21 protein-coding genes and 1 pseudogene are annotated in these 22,315 nt (G+C 63.5%); 6 read left to right on the forward strand and 16 right to left on the reverse strand.

Going from position 1 to position 22,315, the window contains the following annotated elements; all coding sequences use genetic code 11:
• Window positions 1-55: 55 nt before the first annotated feature.
• On the reverse strand, window positions 56-1,405 hold the full coding sequence (locus tag NKF25_RS15730; protein WP_253227608.1) for an APC family permease: 1,350 nt from the start codon (window positions 1,403-1,405) through the stop codon (window positions 56-58).
• Between the two features lie 137 nt (window positions 1,406-1,542).
• On the opposite strand from NKF25_RS15730, the gene NKF25_RS15735 reads away from it, so the two are divergent.
• Complete coding sequence (locus NKF25_RS15735) at window positions 1,543-1,806, forward strand: hypothetical protein (RefSeq protein ID WP_253227609.1); 264 nt, start codon at window positions 1,543-1,545, stop codon at window positions 1,804-1,806.
• 12 nt (window positions 1,807-1,818) lie between these two features.
• Here NKF25_RS15735 and NKF25_RS15740 read toward each other — a convergent pair whose 3' ends face one another.
• Window positions 1,819-2,628: a manganese catalase family protein gene (locus NKF25_RS15740; RefSeq protein ID WP_253227610.1), complete on the reverse strand. Its 810-nt coding sequence runs from the start codon at window positions 2,626-2,628 to the stop codon at window positions 1,819-1,821.
• Window positions 2,629-2,814: 186 nt separating this feature from the next.
• Here NKF25_RS15740 and NKF25_RS15745 point away from each other — a divergent pair, with 186 nt between their 5' ends.
• The 3 genes from NKF25_RS15745 (at window position 2,815) to NKF25_RS15755 (ending at window position 6,745) form a co-directional block, all read left to right on the forward strand.
• A complete protein-coding gene (locus NKF25_RS15745; protein WP_253227611.1) occupies window positions 2,815-4,011 on the forward strand; it encodes an AI-2E family transporter in 1,197 nt (398 codons plus the stop codon).
• A 94-nt stretch (window positions 4,012-4,105) separates the two neighbouring features.
• Window positions 4,106-5,401: a TIGR00341 family protein gene (locus NKF25_RS15750; RefSeq protein WP_253227612.1), complete on the forward strand. Its 1,296-nt coding sequence runs from the start codon at window positions 4,106-4,108 to the stop codon at window positions 5,399-5,401.
• A 90-nt stretch (window positions 5,402-5,491) separates the two neighbouring features.
• The gene (locus tag NKF25_RS15755; RefSeq protein WP_253227613.1) at window positions 5,492-6,745 is read left to right on the forward strand and encodes a sulfite oxidase; all 1,254 of its coding nucleotides are present in this window, start codon (window positions 5,492-5,494) and stop codon (window positions 6,743-6,745) included.
• Between the two features lie 2 nt (window positions 6,746-6,747).
• Here NKF25_RS15755 and NKF25_RS15760 read toward each other — a convergent pair whose 3' ends face one another.
• The 6 genes from NKF25_RS15760 to NKF25_RS24250 form a co-directional block, all read right to left on the reverse strand.
• Window positions 6,748-6,921, reverse strand: coding sequence for a hypothetical protein (locus NKF25_RS15760; RefSeq protein ID WP_253227614.1), 174 nt, complete (start codon window positions 6,919-6,921; stop codon window positions 6,748-6,750).
• Window positions 6,922-6,933: 12 nt separating this feature from the next.
• Window positions 6,934-7,461 carry a DUF2243 domain-containing protein gene (locus tag NKF25_RS15765; RefSeq protein ID WP_253227615.1) on the reverse strand — a complete coding sequence of 176 codons (528 nt, stop codon included), beginning with the start codon at window positions 7,459-7,461 and terminating at the stop codon, window positions 6,934-6,936.
• An 82-nt stretch (window positions 7,462-7,543) separates the two neighbouring features.
• On the reverse strand, window positions 7,544-8,818 hold the full coding sequence (locus tag NKF25_RS15770; protein ID WP_253227616.1) for an MFS transporter: 1,275 nt from the start codon (window positions 8,816-8,818) through the stop codon (window positions 7,544-7,546).
• Window positions 8,819-9,001: 183 nt separating this feature from the next.
• Window positions 9,002-10,096: a TrmB family transcriptional regulator gene (locus tag NKF25_RS15775; RefSeq protein ID WP_253227617.1), complete on the reverse strand. Its 1,095-nt coding sequence runs from the start codon at window positions 10,094-10,096 to the stop codon at window positions 9,002-9,004.
• A 326-nt stretch (window positions 10,097-10,422) separates the two neighbouring features.
• Entirely contained in the window at window positions 10,423-10,662 is a 240-nt protein-coding gene (locus tag NKF25_RS15780) for a hypothetical protein (RefSeq protein ID WP_253227618.1), read from the reverse strand.
• Complete coding sequence (locus NKF25_RS24250) at window positions 10,663-10,788, reverse strand: hypothetical protein (RefSeq protein ID WP_256490550.1); 126 nt, start codon at window positions 10,786-10,788, stop codon at window positions 10,663-10,665.
• An 86-nt stretch (window positions 10,789-10,874) separates the two neighbouring features.
• Between NKF25_RS24250 and NKF25_RS15785 the strand changes: the two genes are divergently transcribed.
• Both NKF25_RS15785 and NKF25_RS15790 read left to right on the forward strand, forming a co-directional pair.
• Entirely contained in the window at window positions 10,875-13,334 is a 2,460-nt protein-coding gene (locus NKF25_RS15785; RefSeq protein WP_253227619.1) for an FtsX-like permease family protein, read from the forward strand.
• A 10-nt stretch (window positions 13,335-13,344) separates the two neighbouring features.
• Window positions 13,345-14,011: pseudogene (locus NKF25_RS15790) on the forward strand (ABC transporter ATP-binding protein).
• 418 nt (window positions 14,012-14,429) lie between these two features.
• On the opposite strand, the gene NKF25_RS15795 reads toward NKF25_RS15790, so the two are convergent.
• The 8 genes from NKF25_RS15795 to NKF25_RS15830 all read right to left on the reverse strand — a co-directional run bounded on the left by NKF25_RS15795 (window position 14,430) and on the right by NKF25_RS15830 (window position 22,304).
• Window positions 14,430-14,927 carry a hypothetical protein gene (locus NKF25_RS15795; RefSeq protein WP_253227620.1) on the reverse strand — a complete coding sequence of 166 codons (498 nt, stop codon included), beginning with the start codon at window positions 14,925-14,927 and terminating at the stop codon, window positions 14,430-14,432.
• Window positions 14,928-15,002: 75 nt separating this feature from the next.
• The gene (locus NKF25_RS15800; RefSeq protein WP_253227621.1) at window positions 15,003-15,227 is read right to left on the reverse strand and encodes a hypothetical protein; all 225 of its coding nucleotides are present in this window, start codon (window positions 15,225-15,227) and stop codon (window positions 15,003-15,005) included.
• A 65-nt stretch (window positions 15,228-15,292) separates the two neighbouring features.
• Window positions 15,293-16,486 carry an AGE family epimerase/isomerase gene (locus NKF25_RS15805; protein ID WP_253227622.1) on the reverse strand — a complete coding sequence of 398 codons (1,194 nt, stop codon included), beginning with the start codon at window positions 16,484-16,486 and terminating at the stop codon, window positions 15,293-15,295.
• Window positions 16,487-16,545: 59 nt separating this feature from the next.
• Entirely contained in the window at window positions 16,546-17,565 is a 1,020-nt protein-coding gene (locus NKF25_RS15810; RefSeq protein WP_253227623.1) for an NAD(P)-dependent oxidoreductase, read from the reverse strand.
• Window positions 17,566-17,594: 29 nt separating this feature from the next.
• Window positions 17,595-18,404: a sugar phosphate isomerase/epimerase family protein gene (locus NKF25_RS15815; RefSeq protein ID WP_253227624.1), complete on the reverse strand. Its 810-nt coding sequence runs from the start codon at window positions 18,402-18,404 to the stop codon at window positions 17,595-17,597.
• Complete coding sequence (locus tag NKF25_RS15820; protein WP_253227625.1) at window positions 18,401-19,789, reverse strand: DUF4147 domain-containing protein; 1,389 nt, start codon at window positions 19,787-19,789, stop codon at window positions 18,401-18,403. The genes NKF25_RS15815 and NKF25_RS15820 overlap by 4 nt, the downstream gene beginning before the upstream one ends.
• Before the next feature lie 31 nt (window positions 19,790-19,820).
• Entirely contained in the window at window positions 19,821-21,155 is a 1,335-nt protein-coding gene (locus tag NKF25_RS15825) for a glucoamylase (RefSeq protein WP_253227626.1), read from the reverse strand.
• Window positions 21,156-22,304 carry an ATP-binding cassette domain-containing protein gene (locus tag NKF25_RS15830; protein ID WP_253227627.1) on the reverse strand — a complete coding sequence of 383 codons (1,149 nt, stop codon included), beginning with the start codon at window positions 22,302-22,304 and terminating at the stop codon, window positions 21,156-21,158. It abuts the gene before it with no gap.
• Window positions 22,305-22,315: the final 11 nt, after the last annotated feature.

Genomic DNA, 22,315 nt, shown 5'->3' on the forward strand with positions numbered 1-22,315 from the left:
AAAAGGGACGAATTCGATGGGTGGACCCAGGTATCCTTCGTCGAACCGTCGGTCGTCAGTCGCTCCGGAGCGACGACGTTTCCTCCTCCGAGTAGCCGAACAGACCCGTCTCGAAATAGGCCAGTTCGAGGATGACGATGACGACGGTGATGGCCGTGACCGTGTAGAAGACGCCGCGCTGGGCGGTGAACAGGTGCCAGAGCATCATCGGGAGGAACAGCACCGCACCGATCAACCCGATTGCGGGCGGAATCGCGGACACGTCCTCGTGGTCACGTTGGGTCAACGCGAGGAAGCTCATCCCGCCGAAGACGACAATGAACGTCAGCGACGCGAACGACGTGATCCCCTCCAGACTGCCGACGACGGTGAACGCGGCGGTCAGCACGCCGAGGATGAGGATGATGCGTTTGGGTAAATCCTCGCCGACGTGGAACTCGTCGGGCGAACTGGCGTCGAGTTTCTTCGGAAGGAGTCCGTTCTCGATGAGTCGGTCCGAGAACTGCGCGCTGGTGAAGAGCGTCGCGTTGATCGCGCTGGCGGTCGAGAACAGCGCCGACAGCGAGATGATGAGTTCGCCCCACCTTCCGCCGAACTTCGAGGCGGCGGTCGCCAGCGCCACTTCCGGATGCTTGGAAACCATCCCGACGCCGACGATACTGGTGGTGACGATTGCGACGCCGATGTAGATCGCCACGGCGGTCGGAATCGAGAGGTAGATGGCGGTCGGGTTGGTGTCGCTGTGGTTCTCGATGGTTCCCTGTGAGTACATGAGCAACTGCCATCCCTGGAACGCCACGAACGACATCGCCGCCGCCATGATTGGGCTGAAGCTCAGCGAATCCGCCCCCGTCTTGATGCCGCCGTGCGACGTGCCGAACCAGAGACCGACCAGTGCGAAGCCGACGAGGACGGCTATTTTGACCACGACGAGCGCGATTTCGACCCAGCCGGACTCCTCCACGCCGACGAGGTTGAGACCGACGAAAATCCCGATGATGGCCAGCGACAGCACCGCCCGAAGCGGTAGCCCCGCGACGTGTTCGACACCGGCGATATCGACGGCGTAGCTCCCGAACGCGTAGGCGTACATCGCAATCGAGCCGACGTATCCGAACAACAGCGTCCAACCGGCCATTCCCGCGAGCGTGGAACTATCGGCGAACCACGCCAGATAGGTCGGCGACGCGCCTTCGGGGTCGCTTAACTGGTTCAACTTGATGTACGAATACCCCGCACACATCGCCACGATTCCCGCCAGGACGAACGAAAACCACGCCAACGGCCCGGCGACTTTCACGACGACGCCGAGGACGGCGTAAATCCCCCCGCCGATCATCCCACCGAGGGCCATCGACACCGCACCGGTCAATCCGAGCCCTCCACCTGCTGCTTCTTCGGTCATTTCGAATAGGTTGCCGACGGGAGATGCATCAGTGTTGTAGCCGAATACTAAACCCATTCATATTAGACGGGGAAACATCGACCTCAACGCGTCCGATAGTCGAAACTGTTTTGACGATTATATTAGACTTAAATCATATGTCCGATGTTGCCCTCCAAAAGACGATTCGCCGGTGTACTGCGTTGCTCGTTATCGCCCTCTCCTCGATTGCCATCATCCTCTCGTCGTCCGCATCGAACTCCGGAGACGGACTGTTCGTTCTAATCGCGTACGTGCTGTTTCTGGGCTCCATTCTGTATCTCGGCTGGAGCATCGTACTTGAGTTCGGCGCTCCGGTCCCCGCAGAGTCGTCCGACGCCGCCGACGAAAGCGAAAAATCAGGTGAACAACCGACCGAGTGAACGGCCCGGTTCTCAGTTTATCTCGTTGTGCATCGCCTCGATGACCTCGTCGAGGTCCGGTTCGCCGCCGCCCGGTTGTCGGCCGTAGGAGAACTCGCCGTTCCCGTCCACCGATTCGCCCTGCGTCCAGCGCTCGTCCGGGTTCGGGCGCTCGTCCTTGGTCGTGGACATGAACTCGTAGTTGAAGTCCTGGTTCTCCTTTTCTTGCGGGAAGCTGTTCGGCACCGGAACGTGGTCCTCCATCGTTTCGAGGGCGGCGTGCCACTGGTTCTGGTGCATCGTGTCGCGGGCGATGAGGTACGACAGCATGTCCTTCATGCCGGGGTCGTCGGTCATCTCCCAGAGCCGTGCGGCGAGGGTTCGACCGGTCGATTCGGCCATGACGTTCGCGTACATGTCCGCCGCGAGGTTGCCGCTGGCGACGATGTAGTTCCCGGTGAACGGCACGCCGTTGGAATCGACGGGCATCGCGTGCAACCCTGCCGAGAGAGCCTGCCGTGGCTGTCCGCTGTTCATCATCTCGGAGATGACCGCGTCCTCGCGCGCCGCCTCGCGCTGGGCGTCGGACGCCCCCTCCAAGTTCTTCGCCACCGCCGTCGCCAGCATCTCGATGTGACCGAGTTCCTCCGTCGCGGTCTCCATCAGCAGCCGTCTGTACTCGCTCTTGTCGGCGGGCACCGCGAACGCCTGAAACATGTACTGGAGCGCGACCCGCATCTCACCTTCCGCTCCCCCGATGGCCTGTTGGAGCATCTTGGCGAACCGTGGGTCTGGCTCTTCGACCGTCACCTCGTACTGGAGTTCGTTGTCGTGGTAGAACATTGTTTTCCCGTGCCGAGCGACAAGGGAAACGTGATTAGGCACACTGCCTGCTAGTGCACGTCAGTTAAACGACCACCTCCAAATCCCCCGCCCGTCCGGGATCGACGACCACCATCGGTCGGCACCGCAGGCACTACTTCCCGGCCACAACAGTTTGCAAGGAGGAGCCTCCTATCCCCAAGGACCATGGTCGACATTGATCTTGACGCCGTGCCGAGTCGTGGCCGAACTGGCTGGTGGGTTTTCATCCTGCTCCTCGTACTCGTCGCGGCGTACGTCGCGTACTCGTTCATCGGGATGGTGGTTCTGGGTGTCTTCGGCTACTACGCCACCCGACCCATCTATCGCCAACTCAGTGGCATCACTGACTCCGACGGGGTAAGCGCGGGACTGACGCTTCTCGTCGTGTTTCTCCCCATCGTCGTGCTCACGTTCTACGCCGGATTTCAACTCGTCAGTCGAGTGGGATCGGTGTTCGGAAACACCACCGATTCGGCGCTCGTGACCCACTATCTGGGGGCGCTTCCGAAGGGCCAACAGCGGACGGTTCTGGAAGCCATCCATCACCCACAACAGCTCCTCTCGAATCCGCAGACGACGGTCATGACCGTGCTCGACGCGGGACTGAAGGTCACCTCCGCCGTCGTCGGCGCGGGGATGCTCATCGCGCTCGCGGTGACGCTGTCGTACTTCCTGTTGAATCACGACGACCAACTCGCCGACGGTCTCGTCCAACTGTTCGACGGGAAGGACACGGCGGCCTACGGCTACGCCGTGGCCGTCGACGAGGACTTGGAGTCCGTCTTCTTCGGGAATTTGCTCTTCGTCATCGGCATGTCCGTCATCGCGTGGGCCGCGTATTCGGGGACGAACCTCCTCGCGCCCTCGGGGCTTCACATCCCGATGGTGTTCGTGCTCGCGTTCCTCACCGGCATCGCCAGCCTGATTCCAATCGTCGTCGGCAAAATCGTCTACATCCCCGTCGTCGGCTATCTGGCCTTTCAGGCGGTCGACTCGGGCGGAAACCATCTGGCGTTCGTCGGCGGGGTGCTCGTCGTCTACTTCCTCCTCCTCGACACGCTTCCCCAGACGTTCCTCCAACCGTACATCACTGGTCGTCAACTCGACATGGTGATGATGATGTTCGCGTACCTGCTCGGCCCGATTCTTTTCGGCTGGTACGGCTTCTTCCTGCTCCCGATACTGTTCATCATCATGCTCGAAGCGGTTCGCATCGTCCTTCCGGAACTCCTCCACGGAGAAGCGCTCACGCCGACCGTCTCGATGGGCGAGTCGGTCGGGACGAACCCGTCCTCCGCTCGAAATTCCCCGCCGAGTGCCGACGGAACGTCGGGTGACGGTTCGGATGCGGACGCCGAATGAGCGTTCGGTCCGACTCGACGCTGATGAGGTCTGACTTAAAGACCATTAGTAACCGGCCGGAAGATACAGCAGACGCAAGCGAATCTAGTAGCCAATGCGAGAGTTGCACGTTCATGCGTCGGCAGGCGAGCGGGAGGAAGTCGCCTCCATCCTCGACGAGTACGATGTCGATTATACGGTCGTGAGCGACGAGGGGGAAGGTGCGCTCTTTTTCTTCCCGCTTCCGACGGCGATGGTGGGACCGCTCCTCGACGAGTTCCGTGACGCGGATATCGAGGAGGACGCCTACACCGTCTCGACGAAGGCCGAACTGGCCGAGACGCCGAACTTCACCGAGCTTCGCCAACGGTTCTCCGACTCGATCCACAAGCTCTCGAAATCCGAACTGCACGCGAAGATCCGGGAGATGCAATGGCCGTACCAACTCTACTATCTCGGTACCCTCCTGAGCGTCATCGCGGCCGCCGCCGGGTTGTTGCTCGACCAACCGGCGCTCATCATCGGCGCGATGATCATCGCACCGCAGGTGAGTTCGGCCCTCGCCGCCCCGACCGGCGTCCTTCTGGGTGACTGGGAACTGTTCGTCAGTAGCGTCAAAGAGCAAGGGCTAGGCCTCGGGATGGCCATCATCGCCGCCGCGGCCTTCGGGTGGTTCGTTCGCTGGGTAGGCTTCGTCCCGCCGGGGGTGTCCGTCATACATATCGAACTCATCGGCGTTCGACTCGCGCCGAGTGCCCTCTCGACGATCGGCGCGATAATCGCCGGGGTCGTCGGTGCGTTCGGATACACGACCGAGCAGTCCACGACCATCATCGGCGTCATGATCGCAGCCGCGATCATTCCGGCCGCGGCGGTGGTCGGTCTCGCGATCGCGTGGATGGAACCACTGCTGGGTATCGGCGCGCTCCTGCTCTTGCTGGTCAACATCCTCGCCATCAACATCGGCGCGCTGTTCACGCTGATCGGGATGGGCTATCAGCCGAGATGGAGTGATTCGGACGGTTCGTTCCGGGAATCGATCCCGTCCGGCCAGCGAACGGCGGTCTACGCGACGCTGCTCGTCCTCCTAGTAGCGACCGTCGGTACTGGGGCGTTGACCGCGTCGAACATATCGTTCAGCCGAACGACGAACGAACAGGTGGAGACGACGTTGAACCAACCGTCGTACTCGAACCTCTCGATGTCCGGCGTCCAGACGGGATACGGCGGTATGGGGTGGGAATCGAAACCGGCGAACGTGACGGTGCACGTCAGTAGGAGTTCGAACACCGGGTACAGTGACCTTCCCAAACGGTTGGAAGGGCGGATCGAGCGAGGGACGGGACGAAACGTGTACGTCACCGTGGAGTACACGGAATCGGGAACGGCGAACGCGAAGACGAGCGGTTGATCCGGCAGTCGATCTCCGGATGGGATGGCAGGCGACTTTCGCTGGCAAGCATAGCGATGGAGTGAACGCTCGTCCAATCCGAACGCACCGATGCCACCCGAAGATCCACACGAAACCGGTCCGTCGGACCGTCCGGACGCGCCGCTGGACGAGCGGTATCCGGGTTTGAACGTTCTCACCGCGGACCCGGAGAACGCGGAAACGTCGGCACGAAGCCACCTCGAAGGCTATCTGACGCCGCGCGAGGAACACTACATCCGAACCCATCATCGAACGCCGGACATCGACGCGGACGACTGGACGGTTTCGCTGACCGGGATGGTCGAAGACGGGATCGAACTCTCGATGGACGAGATACGACACGACTACCCGACCGATTCGGTCGTCCACATGATGGAGTGTTCGGGGAACGGGCGGGCCTATTTCGACCCCGACGCGGCGGGCGACCAGTGGACGGTCGGTGCGGTCGGGAGCGCCGTCTGGACGGGGACGCCGGTGCGGGACCTGCTGAACGACCACGACGCCGCGACCGACGAGGGACTGTGGTTGTCCGTGATGGGTGGCGAAGCCAAGGAGGGTGAGGACGTGTTCTGCCGCTCGATACCGATGGAGAAGGCGCTCGACGACTGTCTGCTCGCCTACGAGATGAACGGCGACCCCATGACGCCGGAACACGGCTATCCGCTCCGACTGATCGTTCCCGGTTGGTTCGGCAACAACAGCGTGAAATGGGTCGATCGAATGCACGTCATGGAGACGATGGTGGCGGGAGAGGAGTGGCAATCACGGAACGGCCACGACTACACGGAGTACCAGCAGTCCTCCTATCGGATCGTTCCGGCACAGGACGACGACCCCGAGCGCCACGAGTCGGTCGAGACGTTCAGCACGTACGAACAACTGCGAAATCCCGAGGAGGTACGGAACGCCTATCTCTTCGACCAACTCGTCAAATCGCTCATCACGTCGCCCGCGGAGGAGACCGCGCTGTCGTCGGACGGGCGAGTCGAAATCACGGGCGTCGCGTGGGCGGGCGACGACGCCGTCGAGCGCGTCGAACTATCGGTCGACGGCGGCGAAACGTGGGACGAGGCTTCGTTCGTCGGTCCCGACCTCGGTCGCCACGCCGTCCGGAAGTTCCGCTACGTCTGGGACGCGACTCCGGGCCAGCACACGCTCCTCTCGCGGGCGACCGACGAGGAGGGACGGGAGCAACCCGCGACCGTCTCGACGCCGGACGAAGGGCTTCGCGGAATCTCCGACGGGAAGTATCCGTGGAACGAGAAGGGGTACGGAAACAACGCGTACGTACCGCTCGGAGTTTCGGTTGCCGTCGAGGAGTGATCTCACTCGATTCGGGACAGTCGCTCGAACATCGCATCGACCACCAGTACGCCGCCAGCGATGACGACCCACAGGAGCGGGACCGCGACCATCAACACGGCCCAGTGGGGAACCGGTGTGGGCGGCGACGATGGAACCGCGTGAAGCGGAATCGGTTGGAGCGGTTGCGCTACCATCGTGGATTCCGATCAGACGTTCTCCGAGGGCGATTCGTGCGGTTCGGGCGAGCGCGTTCGGTAGACGTACCAACCGGCACCGATGAAGAGCAGGCTGACGACGATCCAGTGTGGGTTGTACGCCCCGCCCTGCGAGAGCGGTTGGTGAAGCCCCAACAGGATGTGGTCCACGAGCGCGTCGTAGAGGTCGAACGCGCCGAGTCCGACGAGGATGGACCCGAAAATCGGTCGGACGGGTAACGGACTCGCCGCACGCCGCTCGGCTTTCCAGAGGAGTCCGCCCCCGATTCCCATGATGACGACCATGGCGATCGAGAAGACGCCATCCGCGAGGATGTTCGTTCGAAGCCCGGACATGGTCGTCTGCGGATACAGGCCCGAGAGCAGGTGGTGCCACTGCAGAACCAGATGGAGCAACAATACGTCGATGAGTCCGCTGAACCCGAACCCGACGATTCCCGCCGCGACGAGCGCTCGTCGCGCCACTCCGTCGTCCACCCTTTGGGACTGCTCCACTTCGGTCGTTCGACGCTGACTCATTGTTCTCGAATCAGTACCGTCTTCCTTAGCCGACCGGGCTATCTTTGCAGGTCGTTCAAGGGGGAACCAATCCCGTCGCCGGTTACGCGGCGGCGTCGCTCGCATCCAACCGACCGCGATGGGTGACGAGCAGACCGACGGCGGCACCGAGGAAGCCGACGACGGCGATGACGAGGTACATCTCCTGCACGCCGACGGTGTCGAGGAGGTGACCGGCGATCACCTGACCGATTGCGCCCCCGAGTCCGAGACTCAACCCGCTGAGGAACGTCTGGGCGCTCGATTGTATCCGCTCCGCGGCGACCGCGTGGACGAGGTTCACTGCACCGAGGCTGAGCAGGGCAAAGCCGATTCCGCCGAACGCCTGTACCGCGAGGATCAGTAACGGGTCGGTCGTCACCCCGTAGACGACGTTCGGAATTCCGACCATCGTGCCGCCGACCACGAGCAGCCATTTATACGAGAGGCCGAGACGGGCAGCGTAGACGAACGCACCCGCCTCTAATCCCGTGTTTAACGCCCACACGAGGCCGGTCAGACCGTCCGGCGACAGCGACCACGGGCCGACGACGAGGCTCGCGTGCACCGCCCGCATGTACACCGAGAGGAACGCTTCGCCGCCCATGAACGACAGTCGGAACAGGAACATGGCCGTGACGACGACCATGAAGTTCCAGTTCGTCACGAGCGCTTTCACTGCACGGGCTATCGACGGGTCGTCGGTGTCATCGTCCGCGTCGCCGGAGGCCGCCGACCCGTCCGACAGGGACCACGCGACTGCCATCAGGACGACCATTCCGCCGATGTAGATGTACACTATCGAGACGAGTCCGGCCGCCGCAACCACCAACCCGACTCCGAGACTCCCGATACCGAACGCGAGGGACCCGAAGCTCCGAATATGCCCGAAGTCGTACCCTCGGGAGAGAACCATCCCGGTCGCGATGGGGACGATGGGCGCTCGGAACGCCGAGAAAACGGCCGTCCCGACGGCGATGATCGTGAACGGATCCGTCAGGCTCGCCCCGAACGGATAGGTCAACAGGGCGACCGCGGAGACGAGTGCCCCGACGACGAGAATCGCGCGCTCGATGTGCCAGTAGTCGGTGACGAGGCCCCACAGCGGTTGCACCGCTACCCCGGTCGCCAGCATGAGGAAACCGATCACCCCCATCTCGGCTCCCGACATTCCCATCCCGTCGAGGTAGACGTTCCGAAAGACGATGATGCCGGACCCGGCCGCGAACTGCACGAAGAACAACAGCTGAAACCGTGCTTTTCGCCCGTCGAACTCGCCGCCGCCGAATCTCGCCAGAACACCCGTCCCGGCTTGGGATTTTTCCCCCGCGTTATCCATTCAACTCCACTCCGAATCGCCGAAAACGCGCTCGTCGTTAGTTGCTACCCGTTCCATCACGAGAAACGCAGTACACGAGAGGGGATATATTTTGTCAATTTTTCTAACTACGGTCGTTGTACTTGGAGAGATTGAGTTCCCCGATCTGTACTTTGCATATCTCTCTCGAATTTCCCCGGAATCTCATAGTTCGATCTCGTCCGTCATCCCGTCGATCGCTTCGATGGTGATTCGATCCGCACCGATATCCTCGATCACCGCCCCTTCGCCGCCGATGGTGTAGCTTCCCTCGTCGGTTTCGAGGACGAACGATGCCCGGCCCGCCAGTTGGGCGAGCGTTATCGGGCCGTCGCGGTCACCTTCACCTGTAATATCGACGCCCGTAATCGTCCCCGAAAGGGTTCGTTCCCGACCCGACCCGGTGTGGTAACCTTCAACACTGGCGGCAATCGTGGCACCATCGGACAGCAACGGTTCGATGAACCGGATACATTCGCGTATCGCCACGAAGACGAACGGCGGCGTGTCGTCACGATCGACGTGGATGGGCGGGTACACTTCCCAAAGACACGTCAGGAAGAACCAGTGGAACACGTACGCCGTGTCCCGGTCCTGGGCGAGCACCCCGTACTCCCGCGACGAATCGACGTGTGGCGCAAAGCAGAGTCGCGTCCGGTCGGTCAGCAGGAAAAACGCGTTCTGGAGTTCGCGGCGTCGCGCTTCGGTGCACGTTCCCTCGAAGGCCGATTCCTCGAACGGCAGGTCCTCGTCCGGAGGAACGTAGAGCGAGATTTGGATGTAGACGCCGCGGTCGTGGGCGTCGGCGAGGAGCGGCCGCAGTTCGAGGAACTGCTCCGGCGCGACGGCGAGTTGAACGTGCCGCTCGGCGGTCTCGATGTCGGCACGAGCGCGGCCCAACACCGTTCGAAATCGCCGGATGAGCGTGATCTCGTGGTCGTTCGAGTCCGGTTCCTGCCATCGATGCTGGATCTCATCGGCGGCGGTTTCGTACTGGTTGATCCGCGCCCGTAATCCCGAAAGCGCCTCTTCCGGGTCGGTCGCCCGTGCATACAGTCTATCCTGCTCGTAGGTTACCACGTACCCCTCGTCCTCCAAATCCCGCAGCACGTCGTAGATTCGCGGTCCCGGAACGCCGCTGGCGTCGGCGAGGTCGCTGGCGGACGCCGACCCGTGTTCGAGGAGGGTCACGTACGCGTTCGCCTGATACTGGGACAACCCCGCACTTTCGAGGACCGCTTTGAGTTCGCCGGTGTCCATACCACACAATCGGTGAGAACCACGTAAAACACTCGTTGATACAATAGTTGTCGAGGGCTGACGCGGACGACGGATCGATACGAACCCGTTTCCGATTCGTAGGCGGCCAATACCCTTTGCGCTCGGGATAACACCACGAACGACGGGTTTCGAATGGGGTATCGGTGGAAACTCTGTACGCAGTGGTCACGTCGTGACAGACTGACCATCGTCATCATCGCGGTAGCGACCGCCTTTCTCGTCGGGACGACGCTGTTGCTGGTCGCCGCGAACACCCAGACCTCGGCGATTTCGTCGGGGTTCAATGACTCGATGGACGTCACTCACTACGATTCGGTGGCCGCGGCGGATGCCGCGGCCACGAACGACGACATCGTCCTCCCGGTCGCCGCCGTGAAGCGGAACGGGACGACCGAGTACGTCGTCGGCGTGCCACCGGACGCGCCGACCGTTCTGAAAAAGGTCTCCGTCTCGTGGCGGGAGGCGCGGTTTCCACAGCCACCGTCGAACGCGACGTTTGCCGGTCCGGTCGGGGACCGGACACAGCAACGCTTCGTCGGAACCAATCACACCGAGACCGTTTCGGTCGCCCCGACTTCGACCGAAAAGTCCGTCTTCCCGCGCTCGTGGTACATCGGCAAGCCAGCCACGGTTCGGTCGTTGGGTACGACGGACGCGTACGTCGTCCACACGTCGTCCGCGTCGAACGGGGGGGGACCGGCTCCGTTCGGGAACGAGAATCATCACGCCCGGACTCTATCGGTACTTCATCGCCGGAATGCAGGGCGTGGTTTCCCTGTTGGGGTTGGCCGTCCTCGGCGGCGGCGTCCTCGTCCTCGTGGTCGTCTACAACGTCACCCGAATGAGCGTCCGCGACCGACTGGACGCCATCGAAGTCGTCCGTGCGACGGGAGGAACGCCGCGAAGACTGCTGGTAACCTTCGGCGTCCGTGCTGGTCTGCTCACGATAGTCGGAATCGCGCTCGGCTACGCGCTCGGCGTCATCGTCACCAGCGCTGTCGTCAACGCCGCGATCATTGTCGGCCTCCGGATTTCGCTCGCGCCGACGGTGAGTCCGGCCGTGCTCCGCATCATCGTTCCGGGTCTCGCCGTCCTGTTGTTCGCCGGTACCGGCGCGGGCGTTCTCGCGGTTCGTCCGGCGACGATCACGCCGCCATCCCGCCTCAAACAGGCGTACACTCCGGTCTCGAAGCCGAAACGAACCGGTAAACGGCCGATGCAGCGATTGCGAACGCTGGTCGATACGACCGTCCTCCGCTGGCGGGCGGTCGTTCCGGCGGCGACGATACTCACGATTTTCGTCCTCGTCGTCCTTCTCGTCGGGTCGCTGGTGGGCGTCCTCGCACCGCTCGCGAAGACGTCTGGCGGGACGATCACCGAACCCGGCGCGCCGTACCCGATGGCGAGCAGGATCGACGCCGGATACGCGGACTTGCTCCGGGACCAAGGCGTGAAAGCCAGCCCCGAGATCATCGTCGTCCAGGTCCGGAACGGGCAACCGTATTTGGCACGCGGGGCGGACTGGCGGTCGTTCGCGGCGGTGTCGGACGCGACCCTCGTCGCGGGTCGTCCACCGAAACACAAGTACGAAGCCGTTATCGGCCGCGACCTCGCGCGAACGTTGGGTCTCGGAGTCGGTGACTCGGTCACCCTCGGCGGTGCGTCCTCGCCCGCGTTCACGCAGGTCACGATCACCGGCGAGTTCACGGCGGACGGGATAGGGGACGACCAACTGATCGTGCCACTCTCGACCGCACACGACCTCTCGACGGACCCCGGAACCGTCCAGTTCATCCGGACGAAGGGAGAGGGTTCGCGTCTCTCGCGGTCCCAATCGGACGCCCCCGACGTCATCGTCAGCGGCGTTTCCGCTCCCAGTTCCGCCATTCGTGGACATCGAATACCGATCAGAATCGATATCAGGAACGCCCGTTCGACGGCACAAACCCGGACGCTGACGGCCAGATTCGGCTCCGCCTCGAAATCCCGAACCGTCACGCTCGGCGGCGGCGAGGAGCGTACGGTGCGGATGAACGTCTCGGCCTCGACGGTCGGAAGTCAGACGCTTCGAGTCGGTTCGTACACGCAGTCCGTGGACGTGTATCGTCACTCTCCGTTGGCGGTTCCTTCCCTGCCGTCACAGGCACCGCCAAACGGAACGATGGCGGTACCTGTTCGAACGGAAAGCGGCGCGAACGTCTCGGGCGCGACGGTTCGAATCGGGGACCGAACCACGACGACGAACGAGGACGGTATCGCGCTCGTCCATCTGCCGGGTCGGGAAGGCACCTACAACCTGACCGTCGAGAAGGGGAATCGGGTGAACAGGTCGTCGATTACCGTCGCTTCGGGTGCGGCACGTTCGCCCATGGGAACCGTCGATGTCACCTCGACGGACGTGAGTACCATGTCACACCCGACCGCGAATATCGTCCTGTTCAATCCGTGGAGTCAACCGATCACGCGAAACATCTCGCTCGTCACGCCGACGACCACGGTGACGCGGGAGGTTTCGATTCCTCCCTACAAGTCGGTCGTCACGACGAGGCAACTCGGGGGAACCGCCGACGCTTCCGAAACGGCCGAATCCGGCACGAACGATATGTTGTCGCCGGGTAACTACTCGGTTCGAGTGGTCACCGGCGGCCGAACGATTGCGACGGATTCGTTCACCGTTCACGGCGATAGTCGGACGTTCTCGACGCTCGCCCGAAACACCGACTACTCCAGCGGATCCGGAATCGGCGGGGCGGTCCGCGGCGTGTTCGGGAACTTCAACCTCCTTTTGTTGGTGATGGTCGTGCTGGCCGGATTGACCGCGGTCGGCGGGACGACGGCGACGTTCGCGCAAGCCGTCCACGCGCGCCGCCGCGCCGTCGGCGTCTATCGAGCGACCGGCGCGAACCGGTTGCGGTTGGTTCGAATCCTGCTCACCGACGCTTGTCGTCTCTCGATTCCGGCCATCATCGTCGCCATCATCGCCGCACTGTTGACGTTACGACTCCTCGCCGTCGCCGGGTTGTTCACCGTCTTCGGCGTCCGACTCTCACCGCAGATACCGCTCCCGATTCTCCTGCTCGCGGCCGGGAGCGCGCTGGTGTTGATGTGTCTGAGCGTTCTCATCGCGGCGATGCCCTACCTCGTCTCCGAACCGACGGCGGTTCAGCGCGGAACGACCCCCATCGAACCGGAAGAAAGTAGGGGGGAACGATTGTAGGGGTGATACCATGACCGAAACCGTGCTGGACGCGGATTCAGTCCGTGTCGCTCGGGGGGGGACGGGACGTTATCGAGGACGTGTCGATGTCGATTCCGACGGACGCCCAACTCCTCGTACAGGGACCGAGCGGGGCGGGGAAGACGACGCTGTTCAACGTACTCGGACTGCTCGACACGCCGACGAGCGGGACGGTCAGCATCCGCGGCGAGGACACCGCCGAACTCCCCGAACGAAAGCGCGCCAAGTTGCGCCGTGAGACGCTCGGCTTCATCTTTCAGGACTTTCAGCTCATCGAGGATTTGACCGCGTGGGAGAACGCCGCCCTCCCGCAGGACCACACCGGAACGCGGGACGAGGAATGGCTCGAAACGCTCTTTTCCAGACTCGAGATCAAGGACCGCGCGGACCAGTATCCTGCAACGCTCTCGGGTGGGGAAAAACAGCGCGTCGCCATCGCCCGCGCGCTGGCGAACCGCCCCGCCATCGTGCTCGCCGACGAACCGACCGGCCAACTCGACCCCGACACGACCACGCAGGTGCTCGATTTATTGTTCCGACTGCAGGAAACGGCCGAAACCGCGCTCGTCGTCATCAGCCACGACATGCAACTGCAACCGCGGTTCGACACGGTCGTTCGGTTGGAGGACGGGAAAATCCGGACCGAAGTCGCCTGAGAGGGTGGTTATTCGACGCGTTGAGGACTCGCGTTCCGCTCGACCCGACTGCCGTCGATCACTCCCAGAGTAGTACGAACAAAATCCCGAACAAACCGAACGCAACGACATACATCGTTGCGAAGACGACGCCGCGCACAAATGACCAGTAGCCCCAAAATCCTACGACGGCGAACGTGGCGATCGCTACGTACTTGTGTCGCCGACTTGGAAAATAACCATTGTATTGCCGTTGGTCGTGTAGCGACATCACTTCATGTTTCTCCATCCATCCACATTTATCTCACCTTAATATATCAAGACCAAAAACGATATAATTTTACGTGAAAGTTTATCCGTTTAAATGTTCCTCTCCTCGTGCTCGGTCACTCCCGACGTATCGACTCCGTCCGGAAACCGTTCGCGTGACCGCGGGTGGTTACTCTTCCCTCGATTCCTCCGACGTAGCGGCCTCGTACACCGTCTGTCGGTCGTCGAAGTACACCGGCGCGTCCGCGTCGGCCTCGAACCGGACGACACGGTCCAACGCTTCGCGTCCGTCGTCCACCTCGGAGCGGAGGTCATCGGCGAGGGACCCGTAGCCGTCCGCTAACTCCCGAAACGCCACGATTCGTGCGCGCTTGGCTTCCACGACGGCCTGCGTCTCTTCGATTTCACGCTCCAGTTCGGTCACCGCCGCGGTATCGATTTCTCTTTCGGGACCATCCGTCGATGGCGGGTGCTCCGCCGTTTCGACGTCCTCGGGGCTGTCTTCCAACCGAGCGCGCACCTCCGACACTCTGTCGTCGATGTCGTCCAGCAACGCGTCGGCTTCCGTCGTCATCGTTTCGACGTTTCCCATCAGCAACCCCGCCTGCGTATCACAGTAGTCCACGAACTCCGCGACAGACAGCGCGACGTCGTCTTCCCGGCCCATACGAACTCGTTCGGGCGTCCGGGGGAAACCGTTTGGGACTGGCCGTTACTGTTCCGGCCGTTGGTGTTCCGCCCGTTACTGTTCCGCCTGTTCCAGGTTCCCCCGTTCTTTGACCTGATCGATGCGCGAGCGGGCGGTTACCCGCGTCTCTCCGATCATCGCACCGGCGAAGGCGCCGAGCGCGCCGCCGGTACTTGCCGCGTTTTTGCTGATGAAGCCGCCGATAGCGCCGCCGATGGCGGCACCGATGGCGGCGTGACGAGCACGACTCAACGCGCGTGTAAGGCGAATGGAACGCATACGTTCCTAGTAGTCATCCAACATGATAAACCCACTCGCGCGTCGGCAGCGAAAACGAGGTTAAACTAACCCGAACGACGCACTACGTCCATCGCGGCGAACATGTTGCTGATGGGGTGGTAGCCCGGTTCCACCGCGACACCGCGGTTCGGGTCGTCGCGGTCGTTCGTCCGGTTCAGTCGCTCGAACCAGTTGCCGTGTTTGGGATTGACGAAGTTCTCCCGGGCGTACTCCCACAGTCGATCGTACCAGTCCAGATACGCGTCGTCGGTCCCCCCGAGGCGGGCCGCCGCCCCGATACCCTCCGTGACCGCCCAGCCGTATTTGTCCGCGACGACGGGCGTTCCGTCCGCCTCCACGGTGTAGTAGAACCCGCCGTTCTCGTCGTCCCACCCCATCTCGACCGCGTGGTCGAACAGGTCGCGCGCCGAGGCCCGAATCCAGTCCTCGTCCCTGAACTCGGCGAGGTGCGAGAGGAGCTTCGACCACTCGAGATGGTGGCCCGGTTGGTAGCCCCACGGGCGGAACTGGTGGCGCGGTTGGTCCTCGTTGTAGGCCATGTCGTGCGCCCAGTTCGAATCGTAGTGTTCCCACAACTTGCCGTCCGTTTCGGCCGCGAGGTCGCGGACGATTCCCTCCGCGATGGAGTACGCCCGGTCGAGGTAGTCGGGGTTCCCGGTAACCTCGTGGGCCACGAGCATCGCCTCGCAGGTGTGCATGTTCGCGTTCAACCCGCGGTACGGGACGACTTCGTTCCACTCCCCGTCGGCGCGGTCGGCGTACATCCCGTGTTCGGGTTCCCAGAAGTGACGGTCGATGGTTTCGACGGCCCGTTCGAGTTCGGCTTCCGCACCCGGGATTCCGGCTTCCAGCGCCCGCGCGCTGGCGAGGACGACGAACGCGTGACCGTAGCAGAACCGCGTGTCGTCCACCGTTTCCCGGCCTTCGAGGAGCCAATCGTACCCGCCGTTCTCGGCGTCCCATTGGTGATTCGAGAGGAAGGCGAGTCCGTGTTCGGCCGCCGTCCGGCACCAGACCGGTCCGTCGAGGAGCGCGCCGACGCTGAAATTGTGGACCGCGCGCGCGGTGGCGACGAGGTGTTTCGTGTGGCCGTCGTAGACGAACCCGTCTCGCTCGTCCAGTTGGGCGATGTATCCACCGTAGCGGGTGTCGATGCAGTCGGGATAGTAGAAGTTCAGGACGCGGAGTATCTCCTGTCTGAGACGCTGTGTATCGTGAAACGTAGTATGCGTTGCCATGGTTCGTGGTTCGGACTGTCTCTTTGTTTCGAGGGCGGGGAATTGGCTTTTTGCTTTCGCTAGACCGAACCGAAATGCGCGTCGAGGTGTTCGGCCCAGCGCTCGTTCGCGTCGCGGGTCCGCCCCGCGATGTGGGGCGTGTGCACGACGTTGTGGCGGTCGAGCAGTGGATCATCGAGGGGGAGCGGTTCCTCGTCCCACACGTCGGCGGCGAGGACGATTTCGTCGGCGAGCACGCGCTCCCGGACGGCGTCCATGTCGCAGATTCCGGCCCGCGTGATGAGTACTAGGATCGACCCCTCGGGAAGCCCGTGGATGTGCTCGGCGGTGATGACGCCCTTCGTCGCGGGAGTCAGCGGAATCGTCGGCGCGAAGATTTCGGCGTCGCTCACGAGTTCCTCCATGCTGTACACCTGCCGTGCGCCGGTGCTGTGGAAACAGGGTTCGTCCGCGAACGGGTCGTAGGCGGCCACGTCTGCCCCGAGGTGGTCCGTCGCCGCCGCGTAGCGACTTCCGATGTTGCCGATTCCGGCGACGCGAACGCGCTTTCGCGCGACCGTTCCGCTCACGTAGTTCGGGTCGTCGGCGAACTGGTGTCCCCGCGCACCGGGGATTTCGTTGTCCAGTTGGTCCATGTCCCACGGTTCGTGGCTCTCCGCCATCGCCGCGTGTTTCTGCGGAATTTGGCGAAGCGCGTCGATGGTGAGTCCGAGGCCGAACTCGGACACGGATTCGCTCCAGAAGCCCTCGTTCGTGTGATCGTGAACCGTCACGCCGCGGTCGGTGAGGTACTCCGAGAGTTCCTCGTCGGCGTTGTACATCGAGTCGGTCATCACGAACGCCTCCCGCAGGTTCGTGAATTCGGCGAGGTCGTCCTCGGAGGCCAGTACGCCGAGCGAGACGAGTTTTTCGACGGATTCGGGCGAGGAAACGGCCGCCGCGAGGCCGGTTTCTCTCTCCTCGGGGAGTCGGACGAACTCGACTTCGTCTCCGGATTCGGTCCAAAGGTGGTGCAGGTAGTCGGCCGCGAGCGGCCAAACGTCCTCGAACAGCGGGTCTACGACGATTGTGCGTGTCATTGTGTGATGTTGAAATTGGTTTTCGGTGGTCAGTCGCTCGGTTCGAACAGGTACCGCATGGTGTCGAGTTCGTCGGGCGGCATCCGGTGCGGCGCGGAGTTGTAGGGCGGAATCTCGGCGGAAATCCAACCGTCGTAGCCGACGTCGGAGAGCGCGGCGACGACGCTGTCCCAGTCGATGTCGCCCTGCAACAGGTACGTCGGTCGGTGGGCGTCCGTCAGCCAGTCCTTGACGTGGACCTTCGAAATCCAGTCGCCGAGTCCCCGAATCCAGCGGTCCGGTAGCCCCCAGCGGAAGCCGTTGCCCACATCGAAGTAGGCCGAAACCGGCCCGGAATCCTCGACGGCTTCGAGGAACTCGACGAACTCGCGGGGCGAGTACAGGAAGTCGTTTTGGACGTTCTCGACGGCGACGCCGACCCCGGCGTCCGCCGCGTATCCCGCGATTCCGCGGACGGATTCGACCGCCCGTCGGTAGTCGGCGTCGTAGCCAGCGCCGGGGAAGATTCGTGCCGGGACGATCAGAACCTCGTCCGCGCCGAGGGTCGCCGCCGCGTCGACCATCTCGCACGCGATGTCGATTCCCCGACCTCGTTTCTCGTCGTCGGCGCTCGACAGCGGGTACTCCCAGTGGAGCGTGGTGGAGACGGCCGGAACGGTGAGGCCGTTCCCGTCGGCGGCCTCCCGAACGCGTTCGCGGCCGTCCGCCGTCGTCAGCAATCCGCCCTCCCGATAGTTGGGTTCGACGCCGTCGTACCCCGCGTCCGCGAGGATTTCACACGTCGTTTCGATCTCCGACGCCGGAAATCCGGCCTGATTCAGTCCGTACCTGTGATTCATTTGGATGAATTCTCCTCGTCCGTTCCCCCGACGACCACGACCCGCAGGTCGTTGACGTTGGTTCCCGTCTCGCCGGTTTCGATCAGCGCGTCACGCTCGTCCAAAAATGGATACGTATCGTGGTCTCGCAGCGCCGCCCTCGCCGCGGCGCGGTCCTCGGGTTGGACGGTTTCGCCGTCCACGAGCGCGCCCGCGGCGTCCGTGCTTCCGTCCAACCCGTCGGTATCGACGCCCGCGACGACGATTTCGGATCCCTGGAGTTCGCGCGTCGCGCCGAGCGCGAACTCCTGATTCGGCCCCCCGACGCCGTCACCGTCCACGGTGACGGTCGTCTCGCCGCCCGACAGAATTACGGCGGGTGGCTCGACCGGGTTGCCGGTCGCCGCACTCTCGACGCCGATGGCGGCGTGGGTGCGGCCGACCTCGGCGGCTTCCCCGCCGATCCGCGAGGAGAGGACGAGCGTCGAATACGCCATCTCCCGCGCCCGCTCCGCGGCCGCGTCGATGGCCGTCCAGTTGTCCGCGAGGACGAAGTTCGTCACGTTCTCGACCCCCGAATCGCTGGTCCCATTCTCCGAATCGACGGCGTCGCCTCCGGCGACTGCCGCCGATTCCGATGGTGCTGCCGCCGATTCGAGCGTTTCGAGCGCGGTTTCGATGTCCGCCGGAACGTCGTCGAGGAACTCGTTCAGGATCGCGCTCGCGTCCTCGGCGCTCGCTCTGCTCGAATACGTCGGCCCGCTGGCGACGACCGCCGGGTCGTCGCCGATCACGTCGCTGACGACCAGTCCGACCACCCGAGCGGGGGCGGCGGCCTCGGCGAGGCCGCCGTCCTTCACGCTCGACAGCGCCCGCCGAACGGTGTTGATGTCGTGGATGTCCGCGCCGGAGCGGAGCAGTCCGTCGGTCACGGTGCGGAACGAATCGAGCGAGATTCCTTCCGCGGGTGCGGAGAGGAGCGCGCTGCCGCCGCCCGAAATCGGCGCGATGACGAGCGTTTCGTCGTCGGCCCCCTCGGCGGCCGAGAGGATGTCCTCGGTCGCGTCGCGGTTGCGTTCGCTCGGCAGCGGGTGGTCGCCGGGCCGCACCTCGATTGTCTCCGTTTCGGCGGGCGTGTCGGTGACGACGGTGCCGCCGGAGAGATAGTCTCCGAGGGTGGTTTCGAGGCTGGTCGCCATCTCCCCGGCGGCGTTGCCACCGCCGAGGACGAGGACGGTCGAAAACGAGTCGAGGTCGAACGATTCGCCGTCGACGGTGAGGACGCTTCCGTCGCGCGAGAGCTTTCGGCGCACGACGTGTCGTGGATGTGCGGCGTCGATACCCGCGTGCAGGCAGTCGAGCGCGACCTGTTCCGGCGTCGGCGAGTCTGGATGGTCGTGAGTCATGGATTATGGGAAAATGGGAGCGTCGTTTCAATTACGCTTCGGCGGCGTCACGGGTCAACAGTGCGGTCAGATACTCCGCGTGACACCACGCCAGCGGCATGGCGAACCGGACAACGTCTCGATCCGCCGTCTGGGCTTCGAGGTCGCTGTAGGCCTCCTGCATGTGGCCCAGTTCCTCGGCGACGAAGTCGAAGGACACGTCGCGCAACACGTCCTCGTCGAACTCCTTCTCGAAGTCCAATCCCGTACTCCACTCGTTCTCCACGAACGCCTCGAAGCGCCGTCGGGTCGTCAGGTGTTCCGGAATGTGTCCCTCGGCGTTGGTATAGGACGCGATGGTCGCCAACACGTCGTTTCCGCGGTCGGTCTCGCCGTTGGCGAATCGGTACTGTGCGTGCCACGCCGTGTACTGCAACCACGGCCCGTTGCCGCCGTGCTGGTGCACGTCGAAGTCGCGGTAGAAGCCCATGAATCGCTGAATACCACCGATTTCGGGGTCTTCGAGCGCGGTCGCGGAGCGGTTGGCCGCCTCGTGAAGCGCGTCCCCGAAGAGGTCTTCGAGGCCGAAGTAAAACGGCGCGAACAGCGTCACGTCGGGTCGGACGTCGAGTTTTCCGTCCGGCGTGTACCGCCGAGGAACCTGCGCCGGACTCGTGAACGAGCGTTTCACGCCGCCTTCGAGGTGGGACCGGAATCTTGCGATGTGGTCCTCGACCGTCTCCGAGTCCTCCGGCAGGAGCGAGAGCGCGCGTTCGATGCCGCGCAGGGCGGCGACGAAGACGCAGTTCACCCAGAGCGTGTAGCCCGATTCGATGCGCCCCTCGTGGATGCTCGTCGTGCTCTCGACGAGGTGGGCGTTCGGGTCGAAGAGTTCGTCCTGAACGTGCGCGACGGCCCGCTCCGTCGCGTCGATGATGTCCTGCCGGAATGCAGGATTGGCCGTCTCCAGCGAGTCCGTCGCGTCGAGCGCGAACACCGCGTGTGAGAGAACGTGCAGGCCGTGTCCGACGTTGTCCTCCTGTTGATAGATTCCCTTGTCGGTGCCGTCGAGCGCGTACCGCTGTCGCCAGCGCCCTCGGTCGTCCTGCGCGGCGAGGAAGAACCGTGCGGCACCGAGGATGTTCTCCTGACATTCGCCGGGGCGAACGTCCGCTTCGACCGCGTGAAGCCACGCCTTCGTGATGCACGCGATGTCGCGCGGATAGGCGTAGGGGTAGCGGTCGTCCGGGTCGCTCGCGAGCGGGACCGACCCGGCACACTCGGCCGGATAGACGAGGTCGTCCAACACGTCGAGGTGGAACGTCGGGTCGTCGAGGGCTGTCGTCGGCGAATCGTGGAGCGTCGTATCTGTCGTGTTTTCTGCCATTTATGGGTTGGAAACCGATCGTTTGGGGGGCTGTTCGTCGGGGAGACCGCGTGTCTTGTGCGCGATACCGCTGTCCGCGTCGAAGAGGAACACGTCCCGCGGGGAGACCGTCACGCCGAGCGTCTCGCCGGGGTTCGGGTAGACGTCCGAGGGAACGCGTGCCATCAGGTCGTGTTTTTCGACCGAGAGATGGATGAAATTATCGTTGCCTTGGTACTCCGAGACGGTCACGTCGGCCGCGAACGTCCCGTCCGTCGGGTCGTCCGACAGTCGAACGTCCTCCGGTCGAAGGCCGAGCGTCATCGGTTCGCCGTCGGCGCACTCGACCGTGTCGTGCGGAACCGCCGCGAGCGTCGTCCCGTCGTGGCGGAACTCGATCTCGTCGCCGTTTTCGACGGCGACCGTCTCGAAGGTGTTCATCGAGGGACTGCCGAGGAACGTGGCGACGAACTCGTTCGCCGGGTGGTCGTAGGCGACCTCCGGCGGCGCGACCTGCTGGAGTTCGCCGTCGTTCATGACGGCGATGCGGTCGGCCATCGTCATCGCCTCCGTCTGGTCGTGGGTGACGTAGACGGCCGTGACGTCGAGGTCGGTCTGCAACTGCTGGAGTTCGGTCCGCATCCGCGCCCGAAGCTTCGCGTCCAAGTTCGAGAGCGGTTCGTCCAGCAGGAACACGTCCGGGTCGCGCACGATGGCGCGGCCGAGCGCGACGCGCTGTTTCTGCCCGCCGCTCATTTCGTCCGGTTTGTCGTCCAACAGTTCGGTGATGTCGAGCAGTTCCGCGATGTCCTCGACCTCGCGGTTCCGTTCCGCCTTGCTCAGATCGGTCGAGTGTTTCAGCCCGTAGGCCATGTTCTGACGGGCGGTCATCTTGGTGTACAGCGCGTAGCTCTGGAACACCATGGCGATCGAGCGCGCGCTCGGGGCGAGATGTTGGACTTCGGTCCCACCGATTTCGATGGTGCCGTCCGTCACGGTTTCTAGCCCGGCGAGCATCCGGAGCGTCGTGGATTTTCCACAGCCCGACGGTCCGACGAGGACGAGGAACTCCCCGTCCTCGATGTCGATGTCGAGCGAATCGACCGCGACCTCGCGGCCCTGTGCGTCGTCGTATATCTTCGTCAACTCGTTCAGTTCAAGCGTCGCCATTCGTCTCACCT

This window comes from Haladaptatus sp. AB643 (assembly GCF_024136975.1).
GTDB lineage: Archaea > Halobacteriota > Halobacteria > Halobacteriales > Haladaptataceae > Haladaptatus.